The sequence below is a fragment of the Sinomonas sp. R1AF57 genome, from assembly GCF_002224485.1.
Classification (GTDB): Bacteria; Actinomycetota; Actinomycetes; order Actinomycetales; family Micrococcaceae; genus Sinomonas; species Sinomonas flava.
This window is the reverse complement of sequence record NZ_CP022463.1, coordinates 1,215,375-1,226,363: the sequence shown is the minus strand read 5'-3', so window position 1 is coordinate 1,226,363 and position 10,989 is coordinate 1,215,375. Positions and strand designations below refer to the sequence as shown.

Annotated in this window: 11 protein-coding genes and 1 pseudogene; 4 read left to right on the top strand and 8 right to left on the bottom strand. The window is 71.5% G+C overall.

Going from position 1 to position 10,989, the window contains the following annotated elements; translation table 11 throughout:
• Positions 1-207 (bottom strand): annotated as a pseudogene (locus CGQ25_RS05595) (IS481 family transposase); the annotation flags it as partial.
• A gap of 389 nt (positions 208-596) precedes the next feature.
• On the opposite strand from CGQ25_RS05595, the gene CGQ25_RS05590 reads away from it, so the two are divergent.
• From CGQ25_RS05590 to CGQ25_RS05580, 3 genes are read left to right on the top strand one after another with little or no spacing between them, the layout of a single operon-like run.
• Positions 597-1,385: an ABC transporter ATP-binding protein gene (locus CGQ25_RS05590; RefSeq protein ID WP_208712183.1), complete on the top strand. Its 789-nt coding sequence runs from the start codon at positions 597-599 to the stop codon at positions 1,383-1,385.
• An 8-nt stretch (positions 1,386-1,393) separates the two neighbouring features.
• Positions 1,394-2,137: an ABC transporter permease gene (locus CGQ25_RS05585; RefSeq protein ID WP_222703728.1), complete on the top strand. Its 744-nt coding sequence runs from the start codon at positions 1,394-1,396 to the stop codon at positions 2,135-2,137.
• Positions 2,134-2,754 (top strand): TetR/AcrR family transcriptional regulator, encoded by a 621-nt coding sequence (locus tag CGQ25_RS05580; protein WP_208712181.1) that lies wholly within the window; start codon positions 2,134-2,136, stop codon positions 2,752-2,754. Before CGQ25_RS05585 ends, CGQ25_RS05580 begins: the two co-directional genes overlap by 4 nt.
• Here the strand turns inward: CGQ25_RS05580 and CGQ25_RS05575 are convergent.
• The 7 genes from CGQ25_RS05575 to CGQ25_RS05545 are packed head-to-tail and all read right to left on the bottom strand — an operon-like array spanning position 2,751 to position 9,315.
• On the bottom strand, positions 2,751-3,539 hold the full coding sequence (locus CGQ25_RS05575) for a hypothetical protein (protein WP_208712180.1): 789 nt from the start codon (positions 3,537-3,539) through the stop codon (positions 2,751-2,753). The genes CGQ25_RS05580 and CGQ25_RS05575 overlap by 4 nt on opposite strands.
• 41 nt (positions 3,540-3,580) lie before the next feature.
• Positions 3,581-4,390, bottom strand: a complete 810-nt coding sequence (locus CGQ25_RS05570; protein ID WP_369802301.1) for a GNAT family N-acetyltransferase — start codon at positions 4,388-4,390, stop codon at positions 3,581-3,583.
• Between the two features lie 31 nt (positions 4,391-4,421).
• On the bottom strand, positions 4,422-5,588 hold the full coding sequence (ispG, locus tag CGQ25_RS05565; protein WP_208712179.1) for a flavodoxin-dependent (E)-4-hydroxy-3-methylbut-2-enyl-diphosphate synthase: 1,167 nt from the start codon (positions 5,586-5,588) through the stop codon (positions 4,422-4,424).
• A gap of 41 nt (positions 5,589-5,629) precedes the next feature.
• Entirely contained in the window at positions 5,630-5,920 is a 291-nt protein-coding gene (locus CGQ25_RS05560; RefSeq protein WP_208712178.1) for a YciI family protein, read from the bottom strand.
• Positions 5,921-5,957: 37 nt separating this feature from the next.
• A complete protein-coding gene (locus CGQ25_RS05555; protein WP_208712177.1) occupies positions 5,958-7,292 on the bottom strand; it encodes an RIP metalloprotease in 1,335 nt (444 codons plus the stop codon).
• Between the two features lie 12 nt (positions 7,293-7,304).
• Positions 7,305-8,543, bottom strand: coding sequence for a 1-deoxy-D-xylulose-5-phosphate reductoisomerase (dxr, locus tag CGQ25_RS05550; protein WP_208712176.1), 1,239 nt, complete (start codon positions 8,541-8,543; stop codon positions 7,305-7,307).
• Between the two features lie 37 nt (positions 8,544-8,580).
• The gene (locus CGQ25_RS05545; protein ID WP_208712175.1) at positions 8,581-9,315 is read right to left on the bottom strand and encodes a sulfite exporter TauE/SafE family protein; all 735 of its coding nucleotides are present in this window, start codon (positions 9,313-9,315) and stop codon (positions 8,581-8,583) included.
• 272 nt (positions 9,316-9,587) lie between these two features.
• Here CGQ25_RS05545 and CGQ25_RS05540 point away from each other — a divergent pair, with 272 nt between their 5' ends.
• Entirely contained in the window at positions 9,588-10,943 is a 1,356-nt protein-coding gene (locus CGQ25_RS05540; RefSeq protein WP_208712174.1) for an MFS transporter, read from the top strand.
• Positions 10,944-10,989: the final 46 nt, after the last annotated feature.

Here is a 10,989-nt window from a genome sequence, read left to right as displayed (position 1 = left end):
CCGGCACGGGCTGGTCAGCGGACGGTTCGACCCGACTTCGGTGGCGGCCCACGTCCCCTCGGCCCGGGCCTTGGCGAGGACCTTGTAGAACCAGGCCCGTGAGACACCGTGCCTGCGGCAGAACTGCGCCACCGCTCCGCGCGGGGCGTCATCGGGCCACTGGGCCACACGCATACGGACCTTCAGATCAGGCTCATGGATGCTCATGCCGTGATCTGAGCGGTGAAGTGTCCACACACTCGTGAGACACACCGTCCACGATCTCCTGAGACAGAAGTGTCCATTCAGTCCCGAGACTTCACATCAGCGCCCTGACGCTCTCGGGTACGCGAGAACCGCTGCCTAACGCTCTCGGGTACGCCGATTCCGGTCATTGTGCATGCGGCAAGCCAGAGCCGTGGGTCGGGGGGTCCTCAGGACGCGCATTTCGCGCACCCGAGACGGCGACAACGCGTATTCCGCGTACCCGAGACCGCGTGCGCTGGCATTTCGCGTACCCGAGACGGCAGGGGGGTGATTGACGCCGCCGGACCGCGGACCTACCCTCAATTCATCACGTGATGAATTGAGCGTCTTCGTCCCCTCGGGAGCCAGCCATGCCCCACGTCCCGTCCCACGCCGCCCCCACCGCTCCGGCGATCGAGGCCGATTCCCTCTCCGTCCGCATCCGCCGCTCGCCGATCCTCCACGACCTCGGATTCACGGTTCCCACCGGCCGCATCACGGGCCTCCTCGGTCCCTCGGGCAGCGGCAAGAGCACACTCATGCGCTCGATCGTCGGAGTCCAGCGGATCGCCCGCGGAACCCTCACCATCCTCGGGCGTCCGGCCGGGACGGCCTCCCTCCGGCGCGAGGTCGGGTACATGACCCAGGACGCGAGCGTGTACCGCGACCTGACCGTCCTCGACAACGTCCGCTACTTCGGCGCGCTCCACGGTCGCTCGGCGGCCGACGCGCGGGAGGCCGTCGCCGCCGTCGGGCTCGCCGACCTCGCCAAGCGCAAGGCCGCGGACCTCTCCGGCGGCCAGTTCAGCCGGGTGTCCCTCGCGTGCGCGCTGGTCGGCGACCCGACGCTGCTCGTGCTCGACGAGCCCACGGTGGGACTCGACCCCGTGCTCCGCGTGGACCTCTGGGACCGCTTCCGGGCGCTCGCGGACCGCGGTGCCACGCTCGTCGTCTCGAGCCACGTCATGGAGGAGGCGAGCCGCTGCGACTCGCTCCTCCTCCTGCGCGAGGGGCGGCTCCTGGCGCAGCTCAGCCCCGACGCCCTCCGCGAGCGGGGCGGGAGCGCGGACCTCGAGCAGGCCTTCCTCGGCATCATCCGCGCCGACCTCGAACGGCAGGCCGCCGGGCTCCCGGCCAGGACGAAGGAGCATGCAGCGTGAATCCCCGGATGCTCGGCGCGACGGCCGCCCGGGTCCTGACCCAGCTCCGCCACGACCACCGCAGCGTCGCCATGATCCTGGTGGTGCCATCGGTCCTCCTCGCTGTCGTGTACTGGCTCTTCGAGAACGAGACCCTGCCGCCCGGGGCCCCCCGCACGTTCGACCGTGTGGGCCTCATCATGCTCGCGATCTTCCCCTTCGTGATCATGTTCCTCATCACGTCCATCACGATGCTCCGCGAGCGCACGACCGGAACCCTCGAACGGCTCATGACCACGCCGATCCACCAGGCCGACCTCCTGTTCGGCTACGGCATCGCGTTCTCGGTCATGGCCGCCCTCCAGTCAGCGATCGCCACGGGCGTGGCCTACTGGGTGTTCAACCTCGACATCAGGGGCAACGGCGGCTACGTGGTGCTGGTCGCTGTCGTGAATGCCGTGCTCGGGGTGGCGCTGGGCCTGTTCTGCAGCGCGTTCGCGCGCACGGAGTTCCAGGCCGTCCAGTTCATGCCCGTCGTCGTGATCCCGCAGATCCTCCTGTGCGGGCTGTTCGTCGCGCGGGACCACATGAACGACGTCTTCCACGCGCTCTCCGACTGGATGCCCCTGAGCTACTCGGTCGACGCGCTCCAGGAGATCGCGAAGAACGCGGACGCCACGGAGGCGATGTGGCGCGACTTCGGGATCATGGGCGCGATCGTCCTGGGGCTGCTCGCCCTCGCCTCGTTCACGCTCCCGCGGAAGAGCTCGTGACCCCGCTCCGGCGCGGCAGGCCCGACGACGGCGGCGACCGCCGCGCCCGGATCGTCGCCAGCGCGACGCGGCTGTTCGCCGACGAGGGCTTCGACGCGGTCAGCCTGCGGCAAGTGGCCCGTGACGCCGGCGTGGACCCCGCGCTGGTCCACCACTACTTCTCCGGCAAGGACGAGCTGTTCGCCGCGTCGGTCGAGCTCCCCGCCGACCCCGACGACGTCCTCGCCGGCATGGCCTCCCTCACGGCGCAGGACCGGGGCACCGCGCTCCTGAGTGCGATCGCCAGACTCTGGGAGGGGCCGCAGCGCCACGCCCTCGCAGCCTTTGTCCGGGGCTCGCTGGGCTCGCGCGCACGCACGGCGGCGGTACGCGAGGTGTTCCGGGCACGGGTCATGCCGCGCGTGCTCGAAGGGCTGGAGGGCCCCCGCGAGGAGCTCGAGCTGCGCGCCACCCTGGCCGCCACCCAGGTCATGGGGTTCATCCTGCTCCGGTACGTCGTGCAGCTCGAGCCCCTCGCGTCCCTCCCGCGGGAGCAGGCCATCGCCCTCGTGGCCCCCACGCTGCAGCACTATCTCACCGGTGAGCTCGCGGACCCGGATACCGGCCCCGGCCGCTAGAGGGGCAGCCGGTCCAGCGCCATGTCCGCGTAGGCACGCACCGTCGCCGCAGCATCCTCGGGGCGCGTGTCCACCAGGACCACCTCCACGGCCACGGTGCCCTTCGCCGCGACGGCCCGAACGATGCTGCGCTCCTGGGGAGCGCTCCCTCCGGCGGGGTCAGGGACCTGCGCCGTCGAGACGACCATGACTGCGTGGGGCGCGTCCGCGGCGGGGTCGGCGGCGCGGGCCACGACGGGGACGCGCTGGCCGCCCAGCGTCGCATCGTAGCGCGCGCACGACGCCGCGAGGGCACCGAGCGCTGTGACGGCCGCCGCCGCGGCGGCCGGCGAGGCGTGGCTGGCGAAGCCGATGGCGGTCGTCTGCGCCCGCGCGTCGGAGGGCGCGACGATGAGGGCGGCGGAGGCCTTGTCGAGCCCCGTGGGGGTCGCCGGCGTCGTGAGTGCGGCGCACGACGCCGGCCCCGCACCGGTGAGCGGCGAGGGCACCGCCCGCTCCCCCTGCGCCGCGAGCTGGCCCTGGTCCAGCACGGATCCCCCGAGCCGCAGCGCTGTCCTGGTCTCGGCCGCGGCCGTGACCAGTTCCTGCGCGCTGAACGACCGCTGGGTGCCGGAGGCGTTGAGGCCGGGGCGGCCCTCGCCGCCGGGCGGCGGCACCGCGAGCCCGGGCCGGCAGCCGGCCAGGGCCAGGACGGCCGCGGCGAGAAGCAGGACGGTCCTCCCCGCCCGCCGCCTCCCGCGCGCAGTGCGGCCGGTCCGGGCGCGGCTCATCGGTGGCATGGGCATGCTGGTTCCCCCCAAGTGCGAGTCGTGGCGGCGCGGGTCGATCAGAAGAGGACTGTGGCGAAGGTCCCCACCTGCTCGAAGCCGACCTTGCGGTAGGCCGCGCGGGCGCGGTGGTTGTAGTCGTTGACGTACAGGCTCACGATCGGCGCTATGGCCCTGGCATGCTCGACGATGGCAGCCATCCCCCCGTGGCTCAGGCCCGTGCCGCGGTGCCGGGGGTCCACCCAGACGCCCTGGACCTGCGTGGCGGCGGAGGAGACGGACCCGAGCTCCGCCTTGAACACGACCTCGCCCCGCTCGCCGAAGCGCGCGAACGAGTGCCCTGCGGCGATGAGCTGGCGGACGCGGCGGTAGTAGTTCTCGCTCCCGCCGGCCACCGGCGAGTATCCGACCTCTTCCTCGAACATCGACACGCACGCGGGGGCGAGGACGTCGAAGTCGGCCTCGGTCGTGACCCGCACGAGGGGGTCGACCGGCACGGCCGGCGGCCCGTCGAGGGCGAGGAGCGGCTGGTCGGGGCGCACGTCACGGGCGGGAGCACCGTCGAGCGCCGAGAAGATTGCGAGCGTGGCCTCGGCGGGCCCGAAGATGGACGCGAAGCGGCGGTGCGAGCCCCGGATGGCCTGGGCGTATGTGGGCGCGTGCGCCGGCACGACCTCGACGGGGACGATGTTGGCGCCCAGCCAGCAGGCGCTCGTGAGCCGCCCGTCGCCGTCGAACGCGCCGACGATCTCCGCGCCGCTGCCCACGGCCGCCGCGGAGCCGGTCGCATCCAAGTGGGCGGCGACGAACACGTTGGCCACCGGGTCCACGGAGACGAGCTCCGCGAGCGCCGGGGTGTCCTCGTGCACGAGCCGCCGCACCTGGGGCGCGGCGCTGCGGCTACGAGACGGTGACCACGGGGCCGCCTTGGACAGCATCTTCGCCACCGGCCTCCCCCATCTCCTCCGCGATCTTCATCGCCTCTTCGATCAGGGTCTCGACGATGTCCGCCTCGGCCACGGTCTTGATGACCTGGCCCTTGACGAAGATCTGCCCCTTGCCGTTCCCCGACGCGACGCCGAGGTCCGCCTCGCGCGCCTCGCCCGGGCCGTTCACGACACAGCCCATGACGGCCACGCGCAGCGGCACTTCCATGCCCTCGAGGCCCGACGTGACCTCCTCGGCGAGCTTGTACACGTCCACCTGCGCGCGGCCGCACGAGGGGCACGAGACGATCTCGAGCTTGCGCGGGCGCAGGTTCAGGGACTGCAGGATCTGGATGCCGACCTTGACCTCCTCGACCGGAGGGGCCGAGAGGGAGACGCGGATCGTGTCGCCGATGCCCTTCGACAGGAGCGCCCCGAACGCGGTCGCGGACTTGATGGTCCCCTGGAACGCGGGCCCCGCCTCAGTCACGCCGAGGTGGAGCGGCCAGTCGCCGCGCTCGGCGAGCATCTCGTACGCGCGCACCATGACCACCGGGTCGTTGTGCTTGACGGAGATCTTGAAGTCGTGGAAGTCGTGCTCCTCGAAGAGGCTCGCCTCCCACAGCGCGCTCTCGACGAGCGCCTCCGGAGTCGCCTTGCCGTACTTCTGCAGCAGGCGCGGGTCGAGGGAGCCCGCGTTGACTCCGATGCGCAGGGAGGTCCCGTGGTCCTTCGCGGCCTGGGCGATCTCCTTGACCTGGTCGTCGAACTTGCGGATGTTGCCCGGGTTCACGCGGACTCCCGCGCAGCCGGCCTCGATCGCGGCGAACACGTACTTCGGCTGGAAGTGGATGTCGGCGATGACGGGGATCTGCGACTTCTTCGCGATGATCGGCAGGGCCTCGGCGTCGTCGGCGGACGGGCAGGCCACGCGGACGATGTCGCAGCCGGCGGCCGTCAGCTCAGCGATCTGCTGGAGCGTGGCGTTGATGTCGGTCGTGGGCGTCGTCGTCATGGACTGGACGCTGACCGGGGACTCGGAGCCGACGCCCACCGAGCCCACCCTGATCTGACGGGTCGGGCGCCTCGGGGCGAGGACGGGTGGCGGTGCGGCTGGCATTCCGAGGCTGACCGAGGTCACTGGGTGGCTCCTTCGAGGTGCTTCAGGATGGGTGCGGGGGCTCAGGCGGCCGCGGACTCGGCCAGGAGGCCGATGATCGGGTTCCACTCCGTCGCGGTCTTCTCGGCGACGAGCCCCGCAATGGGGTCCTGGGCGAGGAGGGCGTCGAGGGACCCGCGGTCCTCGGCGCGGAAGACGATCAGCGCGCTCGAGCCGTCCGCAAGCGGTCCGCTCGCGAGGACGGTGCCCTCGGCCGCGAGCCCGCTCAGCCAGGCACGGTGGGCGGGGCGGACTTCGGCGATGCGCTCATCGGCGCCGGACTCGTAGCGGTATTCGACGGCGAAGACAGTCATGGGTCCAGCCTATCCCTCCTCGGGCCGGCGGCCGTCCTCAGCCGAACAGCTTCACGGGTTTGACGATGTCCGCGTAGATGAGCAGGACACTCATCGCGATCAGCACACTGGCCACGGCGTACGTGAGCGGCAGGAGCTTCGCGATGTCGAACGGCCCGGGGTCGGGGCGCTTCCGCCAGGCGGCCACGCGCCGTCGTGCGCCCTCGTAGAGCGCGCCGGCGACGTGCCCACCGTCGAGCGGCAGGAGCGGGACCAGGTTGAACACGGCGAGGGCGAGGTTGACGCCCGCGAGGATGCCGATGAGCGTCCCGATCCGGGCCTCGAGCGGCACCTCCTCCATCGCCGCGACCTCGCCGGCGACACGACCGACGCCGACCACGCTGATCGGGCCGTTCGGGTCCCGCTCCTCGGGGCCGAAGGCCGCCTGGGCGACGGCGACGACGCGTGCCGGGAGGTTGACGACGACGCCGGTCACCTGGGCGATGTTCTCTCCGACGGTGGGCAGGACGGTGGTGGCAGGCTGCGGGGTGAGCTCCTGGCGGGGGGCGATGCCGAGGAAGCCCGCCTGCGTGGTCTGGTACGAGCCGTCGGCGTTCTTGACCGGCTTGCCGTCCGTGCCGAGCACCGGGCGCTCGTTGAGCACCGGGGTGACCGTCGCGGCGACCTCGGCGTCGCCCCGCTTGAGGGTGACGGCGACCTCCCGCCCGGCGGAGGCGCGGATCCACGTGGTGAGCTGGTCCCACCCCGTGACCGTGCGGCCGTCGAATGTGAGCACGGTATCGCCCGGCTGGAAGCCCGCCGCCGCGGCAGGGGTCTTCGTGCAGGTGGACTGGTCCACGTTCTGCTGGTCGCTGCCCTCGGCCACCATGCAGGCCGAGACGCTGGCGACCTGGGTGGTGGGCTGGGGCGTGCCGAAGCCCATGAGCAGGATCGCGGTGAAGATGACGCCCAGGACGATGTTCATCGCCGGGCCGCCGAGCATGATGATGATCTTCTTCCAGACCGGCAGCTGGTAGAAGAGCCTCCCGTGGTCCTCGGGACGGACCTCCTCGTGGGCCGCGTCCCGCGCCGCCTCCGCGAGGCCCTGGAACATGCCCGTGCTCGAGGACCGCACCGACCCGTCCCGCCGGTTTGGCGGGTACATGCCGACCATCGCCACGTAGCCGCCGAGCGGGAGCGCCTTGATCCCGTACTCGGTCTCGCCCCGCTTCCTCGAGAACACGGTGGGCCCGAAGCCGATCATGTAGCGGGTCACGCGGACGTTGAACAGCTTGGCGGGCAGCAGGTGCCCCACCTCGTGCAGGGCGATCGAGGCGGCGATGCCGAGCGCGACGAACAGCACGCCGAGGATGAAGAGGACGACAGGGGTCACGGACACATCTCCTTAGTTCCGTGTTCCCAAACGCTCATGGGCCCGCGCGCGTGCCCACTCCTCCGCCGCGAGGACGGAATCCACAGAGAGCTCGGAGGAGCCACTGTGCTCGGCGAGCACGGTCTCGACCGTCGCGACGATGTCGGTGAACCGGATGCGGCCGGCGTGGAAGGCCTCGACGGCCTCCTCGTTGGCCGCGTTGAAGACCGCCGGGAAGGTGCTGCCCCTCTGCGCGGCGTCGCGGGCAATCCCCACCGCGGGGAAGGCCACCTCGTCGAGGGGCTCGAACGTCCATGCGGAGGCGGACGTGAAGTCGCAGGGCGCGGCCGCGTGCGGAACGCGCTCGGGCCAGCCGAGTCCGAGGGCGATCGGCAGGCGCATGTCCGGCGGCGAGGCCTGGGCGATGATCGAGCCATCGGCGAACTGCACCATCGAGTGCACGATCGACTGGGGGTGCACGACGACGTCGATCGCCTCGAGCGGCACCCCGAACAGCAGGTGCGCCTCGATGAGCTCGAGGCCCTTGTTCACCAGGGTCGCCGAGTTCGTCGTCACGACGCGTCCCATGCTCCACGTGGGGTGGTCGAGCGACTCGGCGGGGGTCACGCCGTCGAGCTCGGCACGGCTGCGCCCGCGGAACGGGCCGCCCGAGGCGGTGAGGATGAGCCGCTCCACCTCGTCGCGGCGTCCGGACCGCAGGCACTGGGCGATCGCCGAGTGCTCGGAGTCGACGGGGACGATCTGGCCGGGTCCCGCCGCGCCCGTGACGAGGGCGCCGCCGACGATGAGGCTCTCCTTGTTCGCCAGCGCAAGGGTGGCACCGGAGCGCAGCGCCGCGAGCGTCGGCGCGAGGCCGATGCTCCCGGTGATGCCGTTGAGCACGACGTCGGCGGGGCCGCTCGCGCCGTTCCATGCGGCGATGCGGGTGGCCGCGTCGGGGCCGGTGAACAGCTCGGGGTCATAGCCCCCGACGCCGCGCATCTCGGCGGCCTCCTCGATCGCGACGCGCAGCTCGTCCGCGCTGCCCACGGCGATGCCGACGGCCTCCGCGCGGGTGTGGACCGCCTGGCGGGCGATCGCGTCGATGCTGGCGCCCCCGGCTGCGAGCGCGGTGACGCGGAAGCGGTGGGGCGCGTTGTCGATGACCTCGATCGCCTGGGTCCCGATGCTCCCGGTCGAGCCGAGGAGGATGACCGAACGCTGTGCCTCGGGTGAGGCGGGCGTGCGCTGCTCGGCGCCGGGGTTCTGCATGTGCCCAGTATCCCCGCTGCCCGTGGCCGCGGCGAAACTACAGCCGGGCGGCACCGTTGGCGATCGCCATCGCCGCGCCGGCGTAGGCGATGCCGACGACGGTGCGGCGCACCGCGTGCCCGGGCAGCCGGTGGGCAAGCAGGTCCCCCATCGCGATCCCTGCGAGCATGCACGCCAGCACCGCGCCCCACTGCCACGCCTCGAGGGCCGGCCAGTGCCAGCCGGTGGCGAAGGCCTTGGAGACGATGGAGGTGGTGCCAGTGGTGAGGAAGAAGGGCTGGAGCGTGGCGCTGAAGCGGCGCTGGTCCCAGCGGCTCAGGACGGCGTAGGCCGTCACCGCCGGGCCTCCGACCGCGGCGGCCGCGTTCATCAGCCCGGACGCGAACCCGCACCCCGCCATGACCCCCAGCCCGTCGATCCGGCGTCTGGCCCGCGCCACGAGCTGCGAGGCCACGAGGGCGGCGATCAGCGTGAGCCCGATCCCCATTTCGAGGGGGGCCGCCGGAACGCGGCTCGCGAGCAGGGCACCGAGGGCGATGCCCGCGAAGCCGGGGACGATGAGGCCCACGTAGCGACCCCACTCCACGTCGCGCCAGACGCGGGCGAGGATGAGCGCCGAGGATGCGGCGCCGCACGCATTGACGATCATGACGCCGTCAAGTGGGCCGAGCAGGACGACGAGCACGGGCGAGACCATGAGCCCGAAGCCGAGGCCGGCCACCCGCTGGGCCATCGCCCCCACCACGACGGCCAGGAGGACGAGGGCGAACACCCCTCGATTCTAGGACGGCCGCCGCGGGCGGTTGTATATTCCTCATCGCGGAATATTGGATGCAGATTTCTGACGAAGCGGCTGGCGGACGGCATCGAAACAGGCACAAAGACACAATCGTGTCGCACAGTTGAGCAGGTTCGTTGATGTTCTCAATGATTCCTCTGTAGGGAATGTTTGTCGAAAGTATCGCAACTCACTTCTCCCCGTGATTACAGTCACTGTGAACGAGGCCCAAGCCTCAGTCCCACACTCACCTCAAGGAACTCACCGTGGACGTTCTCTCCGATATCCGCCGGTCCCCCATGGGCCGGTTCCAGGTCGTGGCAGTCAGCATCGCCCTCGTCCTGATCCTCATCGACGGATTCGATGTGGCTGTCATGTCCTATGCAGCGCCCGCCATCTCGCGGGAATGGCACATCGACCCGGTGATGCTGGGCTACCTGCTCAGCGCCAGCCTGTTCGGCATGGCGGCGGGCTCCATCCTGCTGACCCCGCTGGCAGACCGCATCGGGCGGCGTCCGCTCACGCTCATCTCGATGGCCGTCATCAGCGTCGGGATGGTCCTCTCCGTCGTCGCGGCCGACGCCGGCCAGCTCCTCGCGTTCCGCGTCCTCACAGGGCTCGGGGTCGGCGGCATGATGGCCAACCTGAACGTGCTGGTCTCCGAGTACGCCTCCGACCGGCGCCGCGGCCCCATCATCGGCATCTACGCGGCCGGGTACCCGATCGGCGCGACCATCGGCGGCCTCGCCGCAGGCCCCCTCATCCCCGCCTTCGGATGGCACTCCGCCTTCCTGGTGGGCGCAGTCCTGAGCGTCGCCATGCTCGTCGCCTCCGCCGTCTGGCTCCCCGAGTCGCTCGACTTCCTGCTGGTCCGCCGCCCGGCCAACGCCCTCGGCCGCGCCAACGCCATCCTCGCCCGCATGGGGCGCCCCGCCCTGGCAGAGCTGCCGTCCATGGCCTCCGGCGCGCCGGTGCGCGGCAACGCGGCCGTCCGCGAGGTCCTCGGCACGGAGAAGCTGTTCCGCACCGTGATGCTCTGGATCGGCTACGCCTTCCTCGTCGCCGCGTACTACTTCGCGAACACCTGGACTCCGAAGATCATGGCCGGCGTCTCGGGCAACGACTCCCTCGGCGTGACCGTGGGGACCGTGGCGAACTTCGGCGGCATCCTCGGCTGCTTCATCTTCAGCGCGCTCGCGATCCGCTACCGCAGCAACCGACTCCTCGCCGGATCCCTCGTCGCCGCAGGGGCCGCCTACGTGGTCTTCGGCCTCGCCTTCAGCCAGGTCGCGCTCGCCGTGGCGCTCGCCGTCCTCCTCGGCATCCTCACGACGGCGGGCATCGCCGGGTTCTACGCCATTGCCCCGGGCGTCTACTCTGCAGGCGCCCGCGCCACCGGGCTCGGCTGGATGATCGGACTCGGGCGGCTCATCTCCATCGTCGCCCCGATCCTCGTCGGCTACCTCATCTCGGGAGGCTGGGCCCCGCAGAACATCTTCTTCCTGTTCGCCCTCCCCCTGCTCGGCGCCGCCGCCGCCGTCGTCGCACTGGGCGTCTCGCTGCGCCGCGCCGGCGCGGGCCGCGCGGGCGAACCCCAGCCGACGGACGCCGTCGCCCGCTGACGGCGTCGCCGCCGCCATCTCCCAGCCACCGCCACGCACACAGAAC

Excerpts from the sequence above, each read along its gene's own strand:
- dxr (WP_208712176.1), bottom strand. The coding sequence starts at position 8,543 with ATGCAGAACCCCGGCGCCGAGCAGCGCACGCCCGCCTCACCCGAGGCA.
- CGQ25_RS05560 (WP_208712178.1), bottom strand. The coding sequence starts at position 5,920 with ATGACTGTCTTCGCCGTCGAATACCGCTACGAGTCCGGCGCCGATGAG.
- CGQ25_RS05575 (WP_208712180.1), bottom strand. The coding sequence starts at position 3,539 with ATGCCCATGCCACCGATGAGCCGCGCCCGGACCGGCCGCACTGCGCGC.
- CGQ25_RS05590 (WP_208712183.1), top strand. The coding sequence starts at position 597 with ATGCCCCACGTCCCGTCCCACGCCGCCCCCACCGCTCCGGCGATCGAG.
- CGQ25_RS05585 (WP_222703728.1), top strand. The coding sequence starts at position 1,394 with ATGCTCGGCGCGACGGCCGCCCGGGTCCTGACCCAGCTCCGCCACGAC.